The organism is Streptomyces sp. DG1A-41 (assembly GCF_037055355.1).
In the GTDB taxonomy this organism is placed as follows: Bacteria; Actinomycetota; Actinomycetes; order Streptomycetales; family Streptomycetaceae; genus Streptomyces.
This window is the reverse complement of sequence record NZ_CP146350.1, coordinates 727,764-745,660: the sequence shown is the minus strand read 5'-3', so window position 1 is coordinate 745,660 and position 17,897 is coordinate 727,764. Positions and strand designations below refer to the sequence as shown.

At 69.9% G+C, this 17,897-nt stretch carries 15 protein-coding genes; 3 read left to right on the top strand and 12 right to left on the bottom strand.

The window, feature by feature from the left end; all coding sequences use genetic code 11:
- Positions 1 to 6: 6 nt before the first annotated feature.
- From V8690_RS03560 to V8690_RS03525, 8 genes are all read right to left on the bottom strand, one after another.
- Positions 7 to 960 (bottom strand): UbiA prenyltransferase family protein, encoded by a 954-nt coding sequence (locus V8690_RS03560; protein ID WP_338775835.1) that lies wholly within the window; start codon positions 958 to 960, stop codon positions 7 to 9.
- A gap of 98 nt (positions 961 to 1,058) precedes the next feature.
- Positions 1,059 to 1,283: a hypothetical protein gene (locus V8690_RS03555; protein ID WP_338775834.1), complete on the bottom strand. Its 225-nt coding sequence runs from the start codon at positions 1,281 to 1,283 to the stop codon at positions 1,059 to 1,061.
- Between the two features lie 73 nt (positions 1,284 to 1,356).
- On the bottom strand, positions 1,357 to 2,526 hold the full coding sequence (locus V8690_RS03550) for an endonuclease/exonuclease/phosphatase family protein (protein ID WP_338775833.1): 1,170 nt from the start codon (positions 2,524 to 2,526) through the stop codon (positions 1,357 to 1,359).
- Position 2,527: 1 nt separating this feature from the next.
- Positions 2,528 to 3,598 (bottom strand): NAD-dependent epimerase/dehydratase family protein, encoded by a 1,071-nt coding sequence (locus V8690_RS03545; protein WP_338775832.1) that lies wholly within the window; start codon positions 3,596 to 3,598, stop codon positions 2,528 to 2,530.
- Entirely contained in the window at positions 3,595 to 5,025 is a 1,431-nt protein-coding gene (locus tag V8690_RS03540; protein ID WP_338775831.1) for an aminotransferase class III-fold pyridoxal phosphate-dependent enzyme, read from the bottom strand. Before V8690_RS03540 ends, V8690_RS03545 begins: the two co-directional genes overlap by 4 nt.
- Before the next feature lie 109 nt (positions 5,026 to 5,134).
- Positions 5,135 to 6,460 carry a UDP-glucose/GDP-mannose dehydrogenase family protein gene (locus tag V8690_RS03535; RefSeq protein WP_338775830.1) on the bottom strand — a complete coding sequence of 442 codons (1,326 nt, stop codon included), beginning with the start codon at positions 6,458 to 6,460 and terminating at the stop codon, positions 5,135 to 5,137.
- Between the two features lie 194 nt (positions 6,461 to 6,654).
- A complete protein-coding gene (locus tag V8690_RS03530) occupies positions 6,655 to 7,680 on the bottom strand; it encodes a ParB N-terminal domain-containing protein (RefSeq protein ID WP_338775829.1) in 1,026 nt (341 codons plus the stop codon).
- A gap of 1,036 nt (positions 7,681 to 8,716) precedes the next feature.
- A complete protein-coding gene (locus V8690_RS03525; protein WP_338775828.1) occupies positions 8,717 to 9,343 on the bottom strand; it encodes a phosphatase PAP2 family protein in 627 nt (208 codons plus the stop codon).
- 348 nt (positions 9,344 to 9,691) lie between these two features.
- Here V8690_RS03525 and V8690_RS03520 point away from each other — a divergent pair, with 348 nt between their 5' ends.
- A complete protein-coding gene (locus V8690_RS03520; RefSeq protein WP_338775827.1) occupies positions 9,692 to 10,348 on the top strand; it encodes a class I SAM-dependent methyltransferase in 657 nt (218 codons plus the stop codon).
- 31 nt (positions 10,349 to 10,379) lie between these two features.
- Here the strand turns inward: V8690_RS03520 and V8690_RS03515 are convergent, their stop codons facing one another.
- Together V8690_RS03515 and V8690_RS03510 are read right to left on the bottom strand one after the other, a co-directional pair.
- The gene (locus tag V8690_RS03515) at positions 10,380 to 12,632 is read right to left on the bottom strand and encodes a heavy metal translocating P-type ATPase (RefSeq protein ID WP_338775826.1); all 2,253 of its coding nucleotides are present in this window, start codon (positions 12,630 to 12,632) and stop codon (positions 10,380 to 10,382) included.
- A gap of 3 nt (positions 12,633 to 12,635) precedes the next feature.
- The gene (locus tag V8690_RS03510) at positions 12,636 to 12,848 is read right to left on the bottom strand and encodes a cation transporter (RefSeq protein WP_338775825.1); all 213 of its coding nucleotides are present in this window, start codon (positions 12,846 to 12,848) and stop codon (positions 12,636 to 12,638) included.
- Between the two features lie 195 nt (positions 12,849 to 13,043).
- Between V8690_RS03510 and V8690_RS03505 the strand changes: the two genes are divergently transcribed.
- A complete protein-coding gene (locus V8690_RS03505; RefSeq protein WP_338775824.1) occupies positions 13,044 to 14,000 on the top strand; it encodes a hypothetical protein in 957 nt (318 codons plus the stop codon).
- A gap of 3 nt (positions 14,001 to 14,003) precedes the next feature.
- Here the strand turns inward: V8690_RS03505 and V8690_RS03500 are convergent, their stop codons facing one another.
- Together V8690_RS03500 and V8690_RS03495 are read right to left on the bottom strand one after the other, a co-directional pair.
- A complete protein-coding gene (locus tag V8690_RS03500) occupies positions 14,004 to 15,839 on the bottom strand; it encodes a glycoside hydrolase family 15 protein (protein ID WP_338775823.1) in 1,836 nt (611 codons plus the stop codon).
- Between the two features lie 268 nt (positions 15,840 to 16,107).
- On the bottom strand, positions 16,108 to 16,887 hold the full coding sequence (locus V8690_RS03495) for a DeoR/GlpR family DNA-binding transcription regulator (protein ID WP_338775822.1): 780 nt from the start codon (positions 16,885 to 16,887) through the stop codon (positions 16,108 to 16,110).
- A gap of 122 nt (positions 16,888 to 17,009) precedes the next feature.
- On the opposite strand from V8690_RS03495, the gene V8690_RS03490 reads away from it, so the two are divergent.
- Complete coding sequence (locus tag V8690_RS03490) at positions 17,010 to 17,891, top strand: sugar isomerase (RefSeq protein ID WP_338775821.1); 882 nt, start codon at positions 17,010 to 17,012, stop codon at positions 17,889 to 17,891.
- Positions 17,892 to 17,897: the final 6 nt, after the last annotated feature.

Genomic DNA, 17,897 nt, shown 5'->3' with positions numbered 1-17,897 from the left:
TGTGCCTCAGACGAGCCTGGCGGCGAAACAGGCCAGCCACAGAACGGCATTGACCACGAGCGGCGCGTCCGTGAGCACGTCACGGCCCGGCTCTCCACCGCTGTGGTGCACCGACAGCAGCTGCATGTACCGGCACAGGGCGAAGACAGCGAAAGGCATGGTGACGACGGCCAGCACGGCGGCGTGCGGATGCGGTGTGGAGAGGACGAACAGTTCGTGAGTGATCAGCGTGGCCGCCAGCAGCACGGCCATGAGCTGGTCGAGCAGGGGAAGCGAGTACCCCGCGAGGGCAGGCCGCTGCGCAGCGGCTTGTCCCCGGAGGTTCGCGGTCACCAGCTCGTGCCGCCGCTTGCCGAGCGACATCAGCAGACAGGTGCAGTACACACAGATGATCAGGTTGGGGTTGAAGGGCGCCGCCACCGCCAGACAGCCCGCCACGGCACGAAGAACGAAGCCGACTGCCACCACGCTGACATCGACCAGCGGGTAGTGCTTCAACGCAAGGCAGTAGGCCAGGTTGAGCACCGCATACCCGGCGACGGCAGCCCGTACTGCCGGTGGCAGCAGTGTTCCCCAGGCGGCTGCCGTCGCCAGACAGCCCGCGCCCAGCAGGAGCGCGCCGAGTGGGCCGACCTGTCCGCAGGCTATCGGCCGATGACGTTTGACAGGGTGCAGCCGGTCCTGCTCCCGGTCGAGCCAGTCGTTGAGGACATAGACAGCGCTGGAGGCCGCCGCGAACGCGACCACGGTGGCCAGTGCCCCTGCGATGTTGTGCAGGAGCATCGCGGGGTCCACGGCCACCGGGACGATGAGGACGAAGATGTTCTTCACCCATTGGCGAGGGCGCAGCAGCACCAGCGGTGCCGGTAATCGGGAATGCCGGGTCTTGGTGCCTGTGACGCCTTCCAGGAGCGGACCGTGTGATCCGTTCGTGGCGTGGACGGGTTCCGGGGAGGGCATCGGCGGCGCCGTAGGGGGCATGGCCGCTGGGGGACCGTGCGATGCGGTCGCGGCCAGACCGTCCTGGTCGCCCACGGTGTCTTCTCTGCCCAGCCGCTTCATGACGGGGAACCGCTCAGGAGCTGCCGGAACGCCTCCTCACCGGCCTCGTCACGTAACCGGGCGAGGGTGCTGCCGGCGGCGACGGTCGTGTCCGCCCTCCGGTGCGGGCCGCGGGCGGGCGGCCCCTCGGCGGTCAGCCGGGCCGCCTCCGCGAGCCCGCTGACGTAGGGGGCGTAGGAGTCGAGCATCACCGTCACATCGAATATGCCGGGTTCCCGCATGGTGGGATCCCTCCAGGGGTCTCAGGGGGGTGTGCTTAGGGCTTGGTGCCTTCGAGGTCGGGGGAGCCGGGTGTCAGGAACCGCGCTGGCGGGTACGGGCGGACGGGTCACCGTCCGGGACGGCGACGCGTATCTCCTGCGCCACGTGGTCGGAGAAGGCCTCGCCGCCGTGGAAGCGGTAGCCGGGTACGGTCAGGTCTCCGGTGGTGAAGAGCCAGTCCAGCCGCCACAGCCTCGGCAGCGGGTAATCGGAGACGGGCCAGGAGAAGGCGAACAGCGGGGAGCCGGGGTTGTGCCCCCGAGTGCCGGCGCCGAGGGGGGTCACCCGTCCCATCCAGGGCGAGTTGAAGTCGCCCGAGACCACGGCGGGGTGGGGGTTGTCCTCCAGGTCCGAGCGCAGGGCGCGCAGTTCCTGGTCCCGCCGGGCGTACTGGTCCCGCAGGAAGCCACGGAACCGGCCGCTGAGCGGGTTGTCCCCGACCCGGAAGGGCACGGGGAGGTGCACGTTGTAGAACGAGACCGTGCGCTCGCCGACGCGGATGTCGGTGCGCTGGGTCTTGGCGCCCTTCCAGTACCAGTCCGTGCCGGTGTTCGCCACGGCGCGGTGGTGCTCCGCGACCACGGGCAGCCGGGACAGCGTCAGCAACTCGCCTTCCACCGACAGGCGGTAGCCGGGCAACTCCCGGCGCAGCCGGTTCGAGTCGTCGATCCGGACCGGCTGGTCGCCCTCCCAGTACAGGTACTCCTGGAGGAGGTACACATCGGCGTCCTGGCGCCGCAGGAAGGCGTAGAAGTCCTCCTTGTCGTCGGACATCTGCCAGTAGTCCGTGGACCATGCGAAGACCTTGACGGTCGTGTCCCGAGCAGTCCCGTCGCCCTCGCCGGGCCACCCCGGGCCGAGACCGACCAGGTATGCCCCGGCCAGCAGCAGGACGACCAGGACGGCGGAGAGCCACCGGCGCACGGGCCGGGCGAACGGGGTGGCCGCGAGGAGCAGCAGCGGCACCACGACCAAAACCAGCGGCGGAACGGCCTCGACGACGAGCCAGAACCACCACCGCCCGGCGAGCAGCACGTGCAGCACCAGCAGCACCGCCCACAGGGCCGTGGCTCCGACCAGCAGCCTGGTTCCCGTGCACCAGCGGCGCCGTGCGCGCCGGCCGACCTCGGCACCGGCTGGAGGCCCCGGGTCGGACGTCGGCCCCAGGGGATGAGCGACGGACTGCTCGTTTGTTGCGTCCATGTCAGAAGAACACCTTCGCCAGGCCCAGGACGCCCTGACGCCAGGGGTCCCGGCTCGTCCGGCCGCCCGACGTCCGCGCCGTGCCGGCCACGGTCGTCGCGCGCTGCTCGCGCCACCAGTCGTAGGTACGGAGAATGGCGTCCCGATTGGAGAACCGGGGACGGAAGCCGAGCCGGTCGCGGGCCTTGTCGACCGCGACGTACGAGTCGGCCAGCAACTTGGACAGCAGCCGCCCGTACACCGGCGAAAGCCGCGTCCGCTGTAGCGCCCGCAGCACCGCCACAGCGGGGCGGCCCGGCACCGACACCACCCGCCTGCCGTGGCCCGCCGCGTCCAGCACCGCCTGGAAGTCCTCCCGCAGGGTGCCGAACTCGGCGGCGCCGATGTTGTAGGTGTCGCAGGCCACGTCGTCCGGGGCGCGCAGCACGGTCAGCACGGCGTCCACCAAGTCCTCCAGGGCCAGCATCTGGATGCGCACGTCACCCTTGCCCAGAACCGGGAAGTGCCGTCCCTCCTCGGCCCACTGGAACAGCATGTCGAACAACCCCATCCGGCCCGGTCCCAGGAAGGTCTTGGGTCGCAGCACCGGCAGGCACATCCCCTCCGCGCGGTACCGCTCGGTGAGCGTCTCCGCTTCGGCCTTGGCGGAGCTGTAGGGGTCGACGGGCGAGTGCGGGAAGTCCTCCGGGGTCGGGACCAGCCGGGGCAGCCCGTACACGGCCGTCGAGGAGATGTGCACCACTCGGGGAACGGCCATGGCACGGGCCGCCTCCAGCACGGTCGTGGTGCCCTCGACGACGATCGAGCGGATGTCGGCAGTGGGATAGCTGGGCAGCGCCGAGGCGCAGTGGACCAGGGCCTCGGCGCCGTCCAGAGCCTCGGATACCGCCCGCCCATCCCGTATGTCTCCGGTGAACGGCACGAGACCGGGGGCCGCGGGCACCGGTCGCAGGTCAAAGGCGCGGACCTCCTTGCGCTCCCGCAACAGCCGCTCCACCAGGTGGCTGCCGAGCACGCCGGCGGCACCCGTGACGGTGACGCGGTCGGGCAGCGCGGACCATCCGTCGGTCACCACAGCGAACTCACCCGCTCCCGCACGAACCGGCCCACGAGTCGGCCCATGCCTTCCGCGAGCGTGGCGTCCAGGGCGTCGAGGAACCGCTCGACCTCCTCGGGTCCGGCCACCAGCGGTGGACTCACCACCAGCGGGCTGCGGCCGTTGAGCGTGTAGTACGCGTAGATGTCGTGCCGGCGGTACAGAGTGTCGATGACCGCCGCAGTGATGATCTTGGTGCGGATCAGCGGATCCTTTGCCGGGCCGCTGGTCGGCAGCTTGCCGATGAGATCCAGCACCTTGGGCCCGCCGGACAGGAAGATCCCGAACAGCGCGCCGGCGCCGCGTACGTCGGCGATCAGGTCCGGATACGTCTTGCGGAGGCGCGCCAGGCCCGGCCGCAGTGCCGCCTCGATGGCACGTGCCCGTGCCGGGTAGTCGTCCTCGACCGCCACGGAGATCGCCTCGATGGCGGTGGCCGTCTCCTCGCCGAAGCCGTAGTACGTCGTACTCGTGCTCTGCATCATGGCGTCCGTCATGTTGTCGTACGCCTTTTGGAAGACCGGCTCACGCGCCACGTAGGCCGAGACCGACGACTTGCCGCCGCCGAAGGACTTCGACGTGGTCACCACGTCCGGCACCAGGCCCTCGTACCGCGTGAAGTGGAACATGCTGCCGGTCTTGCCCCAGCCTGTGTAGATCTCGTCGAAGATCAGCACGATGTCCTCGGCCGTGCACAACTCGCGCAGTCCGCGCAGGAACTCCTCCGAGCACCAGCTCATCGTCGATGCGCTGAAGGGCTCGATGAGCAGCGCGTACACATCGCTGCGGCCGTTCGCGTCGCGGGCCTCGGCCAAAGTCCGGCGCACCGAGTCCAGGTCGTCGTAGGCGAAGGTGCGGATGCCTGGGATGGTCGGGAAGTCGAAGTGGTTCTGCGCGCCGCCAGTGAGGCCGCCGGAGCCCAGCAACTTGCCGTGGAAGCTGATGTCGGCCCGCAGGATCTGCCGCCGCCGGCCGCCGTGGTACTTGTACGCGAGCTTCACCGCGCCCTCGACCGCCTCGGCGCCGGAGTTCGGCAGGAACGAGCGGGTCAGGTCGCCCGGCAGCACAGCCGCCAGGTTGTGGCCCAGCGCCGCGAGATACGGCGAGAAGTAGGTCTTGTGGACCTCCATGCGCCGCTGCTCCTGGAAGCGCTGCCGGGCCGCCAGGATGCGGGGGTGGTTGTGCCCGTGGTTGAGCACACCCACCCCGCCGGTGAGGTCCAGGATCCTGCGGCCGTCGCGGGTGTGAACGTAGGCGCCCTCCGCGTGGTCGACGAGCTCCTGGCCGAAGCCGAAGGACGTCATCAACCGGACCTGACTTCTGTTGATGTACGTGCGGTAGAGCTCGTGTACCTGGTCGACGTCCAGTTTCTCAGCCTCTTCGAGGCTCATCAGATGGACCATTGGTCTCTCCCTCTGCCATCGATGCAGATGCGTGACGCGTCCATGACAATGCAGGACGCCGTACCCAAGTGACTCGTTTCACCGGCGCTGTTCGGGAGCACGTCGCCAGTCAGCCGATCCTCGGTTTTCCGAGCGCGCGATATGTCCAGCCGGCGGCCCGCCATCTGTCCTCGTCCAGGGATCCTCGGCCATCCACTACCCGTCGCGAACCGATGACTGCCCCCACGGAGTGCGGATCGATGGTGCGGAACTCATTCCACTCCGTGGCATGCAACAGCACGTCGGCCTCTGCCGCCGCGTCCAGCGCGTCATCGGCGTAATACAGCTCTGGATGGGCCTTCCGGGCATTGTCGTTGGCCTGAGGGTCGTAAACCGTCACTCGGCCGCCCTCTGCTCGGATGGCTTCAGCGACGCTGAGCGCCGGTGAGTCACGCACGTCGTCGGAGTCGGGCTTGAACGCCGCACCCCAGACCGCGACACGCTTCCCCGAAAAGTCATCGCCGCATTCTCGGCGCGCCAGATCGACCATACGTTTTCGACTGCGATTGTTTATCGCATCCATATCCTTCAGGAATCTGAGAGCCTGTCCCACACCCAGCTCGTCGGCACGCGCAACGAATGCCCGAAGATCCTTGGGAAGGCAGCCGCCACCAAATCCTATACCCGGGGACAGGAAGTTACCTCCAATTCGCGGATCATAGGACAGCGCCGACGCGAGCTGGTAAACATCCGCGCCCGCTGCCTCGCACACCTCGGCCGTGGCATTGATGAACGAGATCTTGGTGGACAGGAAGGCGTTGGCCGCGACTTTCACCAGCTCGGCGGTGGCGAAGTCGGTCACAACGAACGGAACTCCCGCGTCCGCCAAGGGGGCGTAAAGGGCACGCAGCTTCTGCTCGGCAGTCTCGGAGGCCACGCCGATGACAATCCTGTCCGGGCGAAGCGTGTCGGCGACCGCGTGCCCCTCGCGCAGAAATTCCGGGTTCCACGCCACCTCGACCGCGGCGCCCGCGGGAGCCAGCCGAGTCAGCCTCTCGGTCAGCCGTTCCGCAGTCCCCACCGGCACGGTGGACTTGCCCACGAAAAGCGCAGGTCGGTGTAAATACGGCCCGATCTCGTCAACCACACCGTCAACGAAACGCATGTCCGTTCCGTGTCCACTTTCCAGCTGTGGAGTGCCTACACACAGAAAGTGGATATCGCCGAAGGCGGCAGCCTCCTCCATGGATTGGGTAAACCGAAGCCTTCCCGATGCCACGTGCTTGGCTACCAGGTCGTGCAGCCCCGGTTCGAAGAACGGAGTTTCTGCCCTGCGGAGGGACGATATTTTCCCCGGGTCTGAATCGACACCTAAGACATCGTTTCCCAACTCGGCCATGCATGCCGCATGAGTAGCCCCAAGGTAGCCCGTACCCAGCACGGTAATCCGCGTCACGCTCTCCTCCTTAGATAGCGCTTACTGCAATAGGCGACCCATCGTACGAGCGGCTATAAAAAATAGTCAACGATGCGTCGCTACTGCTATCACAACGGTCCAGTAGCGCGGCCGGCCTGCATGAGCGCAAGCTGCCGCATTTCGAGGTGCCAACGATTCCTCGGGGATCTTCGCCCGCCGGGGCGACCCAGTACTTATGTGTACGGGTTCTCCAGCGCGCCCGCCACATCCAGCCACTCCTGGGCACGGACACGGGCGAGCAGGGCCACACGTGGAGCCCAATGTTCCGGGATGCAGGCGATGATCTCTCTTCGCAGGGCGAGAGAAGGCCGTTGGTGGAGCAGCCGTAGCAGGTCACGCCCTATGGACCGGTACTTCAGAGAGGGGTCCTGCCGGAGGCTCTCCAATATGACGTCGGCGTTCACGTCAGTCAGTATGACGTCGGTGTTCACATCAGTCGGGTCGGTCGGCGGGCGCTTTTTGTGGGGCGATGGCCCTCGCCTGTCCGCAGTTCCCAACGGAGGCGGGGTCTTTTGCATCAGTGCGCCGCGAGGCTGCTGGGCCTCCGCGTCCACGTTTTCGCGGCTCATGCCGTTACGCACTTTGCGGACAGTGCCCGGGGAGACACCGGCTTCGACTGCGATCTCCCTCAACGAGGCGGCCGGTTTTTCCGCGAGCAGCTTCCTCACCACCCGCCGTCCGGCGGTACCGTCCACCGGTCTCTCGCGTCCGTCCAGGCCCACCCGCCGGACGGGTGGCATCAGATCGTCCCCCGCGCGCCTGCGGAGGGTGCCCACGGTCTTGTGGGACAGGCCGCATGCCCGGCCTACGGCGCGATCCGACCAGCCGGGATGCATTCGAATGGTCAGCAGAGCTGCGGACTTGCGCTCTGCCGTGGAAAGAGGAAGCCCGTGGGCGATGTTCGCCGCAACACCCTGCAAGAACGCGTCGGCGTCCGAGACATCCACAAACTGCACGGGAATCTCAGTCTTCCCCCGTGCTGCCGCGGCCCGCAACCTGTGCATCCCGTCGATAACGCGCATCGAGCCCTTCTGCGCGAGAATCGGCGGTAACTCCTCACCTAATTCGGCCAGAAGTTTCACATGATCTTCATTGATTCCGCCTGATCTGATGTGTTCATTCGGAATGAGATCGTTGAGTGACACAGTCACCGGCTTCGATACCTCGACACCTGCAGTCAACTGGTGATCGTCCCTCACGTGACCCACCTTCACTGGGGTGATGTTGGCGCCACTTTGACTCACGGGGCCCGGGAACTCGGTCGACGAATCAAGGCTGAGGCATTGAAGGGAAAGTGGGGCCGTCGGGAAGGCCTAGTCTTTCTTCCCTGAGCCGTCACCGGAATCCGAATCAAGTGTCTCATCCGACCGCATGAGCCTTTGCATGCTACATCTGCACACACTGCAACACAAGGTGATCGTCAATCCCCCGACGATGCAGGTCAGTGGGACCGGCGGGGCCTCGCCGAGGTTGATATTCACCCCATTGGGGGGACTTGGCGCCGCCTGTAGCTTTGCGGCACGAAAGGCCGACTTGCGGGAAGGTGACCGGCGGCACAAGTGGCCTCTGGCTTCGAGTTTTTTCCTGTTCTTTGCTAAACGGTCCCGAGGATGTGGCGTGCGTTTCCACCTCGTCCGGTGCTGGGCATCGGCGTGCCGTCGAATATGACGTACGCCGGAATAGGCGGCCATTCGGCAGCCTGGTGAACGTCGAGTGGCGCGACCGCGGTCACCCCCGCCTGGCCGATGCTGCCCGGCCTGGTCGCCCGCGCCTTGCCGGGCGGGGCGCAGGCGCTGGACGCCGCCGTCAGTGCGTTCGTCCAGGACCACGCCGGCGACCCGCTGGCCGCGTATCGCCGGAGATCCGCCCGTGCCGCAGCCGACCGCGGACGGCAAGACCGTGCGCGGCGCCCGTGACAGCGAGGGCCCCCACTTCTCCGCTACCTGGCCTTCGGAGAACGAACTCGGTCTCACCAGGGGAGCGCGCGTCACGGCCGTCCTGATGCTGCGGCCGACGGAGCCCGCGGGGACGTCAGCGTCCGCTCCCCATCGGAGGCCGGTGCAACTGGGGAATTTTCCCGGTTGCACACACCGGTGAGCGAGGTGCGGCAACAGGAGTGCGCTTAACACCTTTGCACAAACTGCCAATTGGTGTTTGTGTGTGGTGCCAGGTACTTGTGGCTCATGCAGCAGGCCGACGTTCGGGGACGCCTCTCCGTTGCCCGGTCGCTTTCGCTTACCGCGCGGGGCGTGGCCACCTGACGCGGAGGGCGGTGAGCGGCGCCGGCAGCGGGGCCGTCGCCACGGTCAGCGCGAGGGCGGCGCTGGCGATGCCGAGGACGGCGCCGGCGGCGACATCACCCGGGTAGTGGACGCCCGTGTGCACGCGGGAGTAGCCGACGGCGCTCGCCAGCGCCCCCAGCGGCACCGCCGCCGGCGGCAGTATCACGCCGACGGCGGTGGCGAACGCGACCGCCGACGCCGTGTGCCCGGACGGGAACGACGCCGACGTCGGCATCGGCACATGCCGGTCCACGGTCACCCGGGCCGCCTCCCGGTCCGGCCGTGCCCGGCGGACCAGGCGCTTGCCGAGCAGGTTGGCGGAGGCGGAGGCCACGGCGATCGCGCCGACGCCGGCCAGTGCGGCACGGCGCGGCCGTTTCCCGCCCAGGGCGAGGGCGGCGGTGATGGCGAGGGAGATCTTGGAGTGGTCCGCCGCGTGCGACAGGCGGCGCAGCGCCCGGTCGAGCGTCGGCGTGGGCGTGGCGGCCACCGCCGCGTAGAGGGCGCCGTCCACGGCCCGGAGATCATGGAATACGGCGGACAGAACCCGTCCGCGTCCGGTGGTGGTCGGCTCGGTCATGCGCTCTCCTGCGGTGCGTTCGGCGGGCGGCTCATGCGCTCGGGTTATCCCGTTGCGGGTCGGGAATGCCCAGGTGCCCACTTTACGGAGGGGGCGTCGTGAGGTGCGGGCCGGTTGCGTGCCGTGCGCTGTGAAGGTGCTCGGAGTCGGCGCCGGAGTCGGGGCGTTGCGCAGTCCGGCGCTACGGGGTGCCGCCCGCGCCCACCTGTGCCGCCCCAGCGGCGTGACTGCCCGCGGGCTGAGCCCGGCTGTGCCGCCCCGGCGGCGCAGCGGAGAGCGCCGACGCCCGCGACGTCGTCCCCCCTCCCGGGACGTTCGGCCGGAACCGGCGTTTGGTGAACTGAGGGCATGATGCCCCTGTCACGCCGGGTCCTGCGCGCGCTCGACCGTTTCCACGCCGCCCACCCCTGGGACCACAACGCCCACTTCCACCGCTGGATCCTGCGGCAGTTCCCCAGACGGGTCGGGAGCGCCCTGGACGTGGGGTGCGGCAGCGGCGATCTCGTCCGGCTGCTGGCCGTCCGGGCCGATCGGGTGCACGGGGTCGACGCCGACCCGGCGATCACAGCCCGGGCCCGGGAGCTGACCCCCACGGCGGTCCCGGTGACGTACGCGGTGGCCGACGCGCCGACTGGGCTTCCCGACGGTCCGTACGACGTCATCACCTGTGTCGCCGTGGTCCACCACCTGCCTTTCGCCCAGGCTCTCCAGGCCTTCCGCGACCGTCTGGCTCCCGGCGGCACCCTGGTGATCGTCGGTGTGTCCAGGGAGCGGACGCCCGCCGACCACCTGCTCTCGGTGGCGTCCATCCCGCTCAACCTGGTCATGGCCCTGCTCAAGAACCGGGGCCGCCCGGCGCCTCGCCCCGTCTCGATGACGGCCCGCACGAGTCCGGCGGACATGGCCTTCCCGGAGATCGTCCGCGAGGCCCGGACCGTCCTGCCCGGCGCGCGCCTGCGCCGCCGCCTGTTCTGGCGCTACACGCTGGTGTGGCGTCACCGCTGACGGGCCGGCGGTTCACAGAGCCGTTGCCTCCTCAGTCCGCGGCGCGGAACGTGCGCAGCCGCAGGGAGTTGCCGACGACGAATACCGAGGAGAAGGCCATGGCCGCCCCGGCGATCATCGGCGTGAGCAGACCGGCCGCGGCCAGCGGCAGGGCCGACACGTTGTAGGCGAAGGCCCAGAACAGGTTGGAGCGGATGGTGCCGAGCGTGCGGCGGGCGAGTCGGATGGCGTCCGCCGCGGCCCGCAGGTCGCCCCGTACCAGGGTCAGGTCGCCGGCCTCGATCGCGGCGTCCGTGCCGGTGCCCATGGCCAGACCGAGATCGGCCTGGGCGAGTGCCGCCGCGTCGTTGACGCCGTCGCCGACCATGGCGACCGAACGGCCCTCGGCCTGGAGCCGCTTGACGACCTCGACCTTGTCCTGCGGGAGCACCTCGGCGACGACGTGCTCCGGCGCGATGCCGACCTCGCGGGCGACGGACCGGGCCACCGCCTCGTTGTCCCCGGTCAGCAGGATCGGGGTCAGTCCGAGGGCGCGCAGCCGCCGGATCGCCTCGGGGCTGGTCTCCTTCACCGCGTCGGCCACCTCCAGCACCGCGCGCGCCGCACCGTCCCAGGCGACCGCGATGGCGGTGCGCCCGGCGTCCTCGGCCGCCGCCCGGGCCCGGGCCAGCCCCTGCGGCAGCTCCATCGCCCAGTCTGCGAGCAGCCTCTCCCGCCCGACGAGCACCGCGTGGCCCTCGACGACGCCCTGGACGCCGAGCCCGGGAACGTTGGCGAAGTCCTCCGGCGTGGGCAGCGCCCCCAGCTTCTCCAGCGCCCCGTCGGCGACGGCACGGGCGATCGGGTGCTCGGAGGAGTGCTCCAGCGCCCCGGCCAGCCGCAGCACCTCGGCCTCGTCGGTGCCGTCTGCGGTGTGCACGGCCAGCAGGGCCATACGGCCGGTGGTGACGGTGCCGGTCTTGTCGAGGACGACGGTGTCGACACGGCGCGTGGACTCCAGCACCTCCGGGCCCTTGATGAGGATGCCGAGCTGCGCGCCCCGCCCGGTGCCGACCATCAGCGCGGTCGGCGTGGCCAGACCGAGGGCACACGGGCAGGCGATGACGAGGACGGCGACCGCGGCGGTGAACGCGGCCGTCAGCCCGACGCCGTTGCCGAGCCAGAAGCCCAGCGTGCCCAGCGCGAGGGCGATCACCACCGGCACGAACACGGCGGAGATCCGGTCCGCGAGCCGCTGCGCGGCGGCCTTGCCGTTCTGCGCGTCCTCCACCAGCCGGGCCATGCGGGCCAGCTGGGTGTCGGCACCGACGCGCGTGGCGCGCACCACGAGCCGTCCGCCGGCATTGATCGTGGCGCCGGTGACCGGGTCGCCCGAGCCGACCTCCACCGGCACGGACTCGCCGGTGAGCATCGAGGCGTCCACGGCGGATGAGCCCTCGACCACCGTCCCGTCGGTCGCGATCTTCTCGCCGGGCCGCACCAGGAAACGGTCACCGACCCGCAACCCCGCGACCGGAACGGTCTGTTCACGGCCGTCGGCGCGCAGCACGGTGACGTCCTTCGCGCCCAGCTCCAGCAGCGCCCGCAGGGCCGCGCCCGCCTTGCGCTTCGCGCGGGCCTCGAAGTACCGCCCGACCAGGATGAAGGCGGTCACGCCCGCGGCGGCCTCCAGGTAGATGTTCCCGGCGCCCTCCGTGCGCTCGATGGTCAACTCGAAGGGGTGCGTCATGCCCGGCGTGCCCGCGGTGCCGAGGAACAGCGCCCACAGCGACCACAGGAACGCGGCCGAGACGCCCACCGAGATCAGCGTGTCCATGGTGGCCGCGCCGTGCCGCGCGTTGGTGAACGCCGCCTTGTGGAAGGGCCACGCCGCGTACGTCACCACGGGCGCGGCCAGCGTGAGCGACAGCCACTGCCAGTACTCGAACTGCAAGGCCGGGATCATGGCCATGGCCACGACGGGAACGGCCAGCGCCACGGCCGTGACCAACCGCTGCCGCAGCGGCCGGAGTTCCTCGGGCTCCTCGGTCTCCTCCCTCTGCCCGGCGGGAGGAGCGGGTTCCTGCGCGGTGTACCCGGTCGCCTCGACGGTGGCGATCAGGTCGCCGACGGAGACGTCACCGCCGTAGCTGACCTTCGCCTTCTCGGTCGCGTAGTTGACGGTGGCGGTGACCCCGTCCATGCGGTTGAGCTTCTTCTCGATGCGCGCCGCGCAGGAGGCGCAGGTCATGCCGCCGATGGCGAGTTCCACTTCGGCGCCGGTGCCGGTCGTTTCGGTGGTCATGGCTCACACCCGCCCGGTCAGCTCGTAGCCGGCCTCGTCGACGGTCTCGGCGATCAGGGCGTCGTCGGGCTCTCCGGCGCTGGTGACCCTGACGTGCCCGGCGTCGAGATCGACCTCGACGCCGCTGACGCCGTCCAGCTCGCCGATGACCTTGGTCAGCGTGGCCTTGCAGTGGCCGCAGGACATTCCGGAGACGGCGTAGGTGGTGTCGGGCATGGCGTGCCTCCTGGGTACGGTCGCGATTCTCGAATACAGGGCGGGGGTATTCCCTCGCCCCGTTCCTGTATACCCCCCAGGGGTATAAGGTGCAAGCGCGATCGTCACTTGACTTAATACCCCCCAGGGGTATGGTGAGCTGTATGGAGGCCCGCATGAAGAGCGGGCGGCCCGGTTCTGAAGGAGATGTCGGCCATGAACACCGGACTGAAGATCACGACCTTCGCCGCCGTCCTGGCTGCGACTTTCGGTACGGCCTACGGCGTCGGTCAGGGAATCGACCCCGTCGTCGCCGACAGCCCACCGACACACAAGGACGAGCACACCCCCGCGCCGCGGCCCGAGGCGGCCGGCGGCCACACCGGGCACGACACGCCCCCGGCCGGCGGGCTCCAGATCTCCGAGGACGGCTACACCCTCGACCTCCAGACCCCGAGCGTCACCGCCGGGCAGCGGTCCGACCTGCGCTTCACGGTCAGGGACGGCGACGGCCGCGCCGTCACCGCCTACCAGCGCGAACACGAGAAGGAACTGCACCTCATCGTGGCCTCACGCGACCTGGTCACCTACCGCCATCTGCATCCCACCCGCGCCGCCGACGGCACCTGGAGCACCCCCGTCGACCTGCCCCGCCCGGGCGGCTACCGTGTCTTCGCCGACTTCACCCCGGCGAAGAAGGACGCCCGGAACCTCACACTCGGCGCCGACCTCGCCGCCTCCGGCCCGTACCAGCCGAAGGAACTGCCCGCACCGAGCACCACGGCCAGGACCAACGGGTACGAGGTGAAGCTGTCCGGCGACCTGAGGCCGGGCAAGGCGAGCGAACTGAAGCTGAAGGTCTCCCGCGCCGGCGAGCCCGTCACGAACCTCCAGCCCTACCTCGGCGCCTACGGCCACCTCGTCGCCCTGCGCTCCGGCGACCTCGCCTACCTCCACGTCCACCCGAACGGCGAACCCGGCGACGGAAAGACCAGGCCCGGCCCGGACATCTCCTTCACGGCCACGGCCCCCAGCGCCGGTTCCTACCGACTGTTCCTCGACTTCAAGCGCGACGGAAAGGTCCACACGGCGGCGTTCACCGTCAGGGCCGGGGGAGCGGCGGCCGGATCCGGTACCCCCGAGGGGCATACGGACGACGGCCACGGGCACTGACCGTCAGCCGAGCGCCCGGTCCAGGTTGAAGGCCGCGCTGATCAGCGCGAGGTGCGTGAACGCCTGCGGGAAGTTGCCCTGCTGCTCCCCGGTGTGGCTGATCTCCTCGGCGTACAGGCCGAGATGGTTGGCGTACGTCAGCATCTTCTCGAAGGCGAGCCGCGCCTCGTCGATCCGGCCGGCGTGCACCATGGCCTCGACGTACCAGAACGAGCAGATGGAGAACGTGCCCTCGTCGCCGCGCAGCCCGTCGGGGCTGGCCTGCGGGTCGTAGCGGTAGACCAGCGAGTCGGAGACCAGTTCCTCGGTGAGCGCGTCCAGCGTCGACAGCCACTTCGGATCGGTCGGGGCGATGAACTTCGTCAGCGGCATCATCAGCACGGCCGCGTCCAGCACGTCCCCGTCCTCGTGCTGGACGAAGGCCCGGCGCGCCTTCGACCAGCCCCGGCTCATGATCCGCCGGTAGATCGTGTCGCGGCACTCCCGCCAGCGCGGCAAATCGGCGGGCAGGCCGCGCCGGTTGGCCATCCGGATGGCACGCTCGATCGCCACCCAGCACATCAGCCGCGAGTACAGGAAGCTCTTGCGTCCGCCCCGCGTCTCCCAGACCCCCTCGTCGGGCTGGTCCCAGTTCTCGCACACCCAGTCCACCAGCGCGCACACGTCGTCCCACTGGTCGCTGGAGATGGGCTTGGCCCACTTGTCGAAGAGGTAGATGGAGTCGATCAGCGCGCCGTAGATGTCGAGCTGGAGCTGGTCGGCCGCCGCGTTGCCGACCCGTACCGGCGCGGAACCCTGGTGGCCCTCCAGATGGTCGAGTGTCGTCTCGGGCAGCTCCGTGCGCCCGTCGATGCCGTACATGATCTGCAAGGGGCCGGAGGGCTTGCCGTCGCCCGGGCTGACGTGCCGGGTCACGAACTCCATGAACGCCTCGGCCTCGCCGGTGAAGCCCAGCCGCAGCAGGGCGTAGACGCAGAAGGCCGCGTCGCGCACCCACACGTACCGGTAGTCCCAGTTGCGTTCGCCGCTGAGCTGCTCGGGCAGACTCGTCGTCGGCGCGGCCACGATCGCCCCGGTCGGCGCGTAGGTGAGCAGCTTCAGCGTCAGCGCCGAGCGGTGCACCATCTCCCGCCAGCGGCCCCGGTACTTCGAGGCGGACAGCCAGCGCCGCCAGTACGCCACCGTCGCCGCGAACTGCTCCTCCGCCTCGGTGTGCGCACACCGGCGGGGCACCACGTCGCCGCCCACCTTGTCCAGCGCGAACACCGCCGACTCGCCCTCGGAGAGCTTGAAGTCCCCGCGTACGTCCGGCCCGTCCGTCTCCAGCGGCGCGGTCGCGGTCAGCGCGAGCGCCAGCCCCTCCGCCTCGAAGATCGCCGTCTCACCGGCCAGCCGGACGGTGTGCGGCCGGGTGCCGTAGTCGAACCGGGGGGCGACGCGGGTACGGAAGGGGATCGAGCCGCGTACGCACACCACTCTGCGGATCAGCCGGTGCCGCTCGGCCTCCGCCGACGTGCCGTCGACCGGCATGAAGTCCTGTACCTCGCCGACGCCGTCCTCGGTGAAGAACCGGGTGATCAGGACGTTGGTGTCGGGGAAGTAGAACTGCTTGGTCCGCGCCGGCACCGCCGCCGCCAGTTCGAAGCAGCCGCCGCGCTCCGCGTCCAGGATCGAGGCGAACACACTGGGCGCGTCGAAGGACGGACAGCAGTACCAGTCGATCGTGCCGTCGGTGCCCACCAGGGCCACACTGCGCAGATCGCCGATCAGCCCGTGCTCGGCGATCGGCAGATACCGCCGACGGCCCGGCACGTCGTGGTCCTCCGCTGGTCCGACCATGACCGCCTCCTTGGCCAGGTACGCGCCTCAGCCCCAGCCTAGGGCGTGTCCGCGAAGTCCCGCCTGCCCTGCGATGCCCGGCACGCCCTCTCGCCGCACCGGTCCGACGCCCGCGTACAACCAGTACGCGGGCGTCCGCCCGGCACTCCCCCATAGCTCTTCGAGCAGGGGGTACCCCCAGAGCGCGCAACGGACGCCGCAGGGCCCGCCCTCCGGGCGGACGACGGGACTTTACGGACACCCAGGACCTACGGGCGGGGTACGAGGATCACACCGTGACGACCCGCAGCCCGGCCTCCTCGAACCGCCGCACCGTCTCCGCGTCGGCCGCCGTGTCCGTGACCAGCGTGTCCACCGCCTCGGCACCGCAGATCCGGGCGAACGCCCGCTGCCCCAGCTTGCTGGAGTCGGCGGCCACGACCACGCGCTCCGCCCGTTCGCACAGCAACCGGTTGATCGCGGCCTCCGCCTCGTCGTGCGCCGCGGCCCCGTGCGTGACGTCGAAGGCGACGACGCCGAGCACCGCGACGTCGACGGTGATCTGTCCGAGCACCGCGTCCGCGAGCGGCCCGACCAGCTCGTACGACTGGGCCCGCGCCACCCCGCCGGTCAGCACGATCTTGAACTGGGGCCGCACGGCCAGCTCGCTCGCGATGTTCAGCGCGTTCGTCACGACGGTCAGCGCGGGCGAGCCGGACGCCAGGTCCCCGCGCACGGCCAGGGCCCGCGCCACCTCGGTGGTGGTCGTGCCCCCGGTCAGCCCGACCGCCTCACCCGGTGCGACCAGTTCCGCCACCGCCTTCGCGATGCGCTGCTTCTCGGAGGCACGCCGGGCCGTCTTGTAGCGCAGCGGCAGCTCGTACGACACGCCGTGCACGACCGCGCCACCCCGCGTGCGCACCAGCATCTGCTGCTCGGCGAGCCGGTCGAAGTCGCGGCGGATCGTCGCTGCCGACACCCCGAGCTCCCCGGCCGCCTCCTCGACGTCCAGCCGGCCGCGCTCGACGAGCAGTTCCAGCAGCGCCTTCCAGCGGGCGTCGCGCGACATCCGCACCTCCACGTCTTCTTCGATCTCCGGCGCGACCCTAACGCAGCCGATCCCCACGAATGCTTGATTATGCTCGAAAGCTGGCTATATCTTGCAGGAACAATCAGGGCGGAGGATGCGGCATGACGCATGTCGAGGACGAGCTGACCAGCCAGCCCGAGTGCTGGACCCGCGCCGCGTCACAGGCGCCCGGCTACGCGGAGGTGCTGCCGGCGCCTGGGGAGCGGGTCGCGATCGTCGGGTGCGGCACGTCGTACTTCATGGCGCAGGCCGCCGCGGCCCTGCGCGAGGGCGCCGGCCAGGGTGAGACCGACGCGTTCGCCGCCTCGGAGTTCCCGTCCGGCCGCGCCTACGACCGGGTCGTCGCCCTCACCCGCTCCGGCACCACGACCGAGGTCCTCGATCTGCTCGGCAGGCTGAAGGGCCGTACCCGCACCACCGCGATCACCGCCGACCCGGACACGCCCGTGAAGGCGGCAGCCGACCAGCTCGCCGTCCTCGACTTCGCGGACGAACGCTCTGTCGTACAGACCCGGTTCGCCACCACGGCCCTCACCCTGCTCCGCGCCCACCTGGGACTCCACCCCGGCACCGCCGTCACCGACGCGCACACGGCCCTGGCGGAGCCCCTGCCCGAAGGCCTGGCCGACTGCGCCCAGTTCACCTTCCTGGGGCGCGGCTGGACCGTCGGCCTGGCCAACGAGGCCGGGCTGAAGATGCGTGAGGCGTCACTGTCCTGGGCGGAGGCCTACCCGGCGATGGAGTACCGGCACGGCCCCATCAGCGTCACCGCGAGCGGCACCGCGACCTGGATGTTCGGGGACGCGCCGGACGGCCTCGCCGAACAGGTGTGCGGTACAGGTGCGTTGTGGATCGCCGGAGCTCTGGACCCGCTCGCCGAACTCGTCCGGGCCCAGCGCCTCGCGGTCGCCGTCGCCGCAGCACGCGGCCTCGACCCGGACCAGCCGCGCCATCTCACCCGCTCGGTGATCCTCGCCCACTGACCTCGG

Coding starts and splice junctions, on each gene's coding strand:
- V8690_RS03510 (WP_338775825.1), bottom strand. CDS start 12,848: ATGCCCGACACCACCTACGCCGTCTCCGGAATGTCCTGCGGCCACTGC.
- V8690_RS03540 (WP_338775831.1), bottom strand. CDS start 5,025: ATGGTCCATCTGATGAGCCTCGAAGAGGCTGAGAAACTGGACGTCGAC.
- V8690_RS03560 (WP_338775835.1), bottom strand. CDS start 960: ATGCCCTCCCCGGAACCCGTCCACGCCACGAACGGATCACACGGTCCG.
- V8690_RS03505 (WP_338775824.1), top strand. CDS start 13,044: ATGAACACCGGACTGAAGATCACGACCTTCGCCGCCGTCCTGGCTGCG.
- V8690_RS03550 (WP_338775833.1), bottom strand. CDS start 2,526: ATGGACGCAACAAACGAGCAGTCCGTCGCTCATCCCCTGGGGCCGACG.
- V8690_RS03555 (WP_338775834.1), bottom strand. CDS start 1,283: ATGCGGGAACCCGGCATATTCGATGTGACGGTGATGCTCGACTCCTAC.
- V8690_RS03515 (WP_338775826.1), bottom strand. CDS start 12,632: ATGACCACCGAAACGACCGGCACCGGCGCCGAAGTGGAACTCGCCATC.
- V8690_RS03525 (WP_338775828.1), bottom strand. CDS start 9,343: ATGACCGAGCCGACCACCACCGGACGCGGACGGGTTCTGTCCGCCGTA.
- V8690_RS03500 (WP_338775823.1), bottom strand. CDS start 15,839: ATGGTCGGACCAGCGGAGGACCACGACGTGCCGGGCCGTCGGCGGTAT.
- V8690_RS03520 (WP_338775827.1), top strand. CDS start 9,692: ATGATGCCCCTGTCACGCCGGGTCCTGCGCGCGCTCGACCGTTTCCAC.
- V8690_RS03495 (WP_338775822.1), bottom strand. CDS start 16,887: ATGTCGCGCGACGCCCGCTGGAAGGCGCTGCTGGAACTGCTCGTCGAG.
- V8690_RS03490 (WP_338775821.1), top strand. CDS start 17,010: ATGACGCATGTCGAGGACGAGCTGACCAGCCAGCCCGAGTGCTGGACC.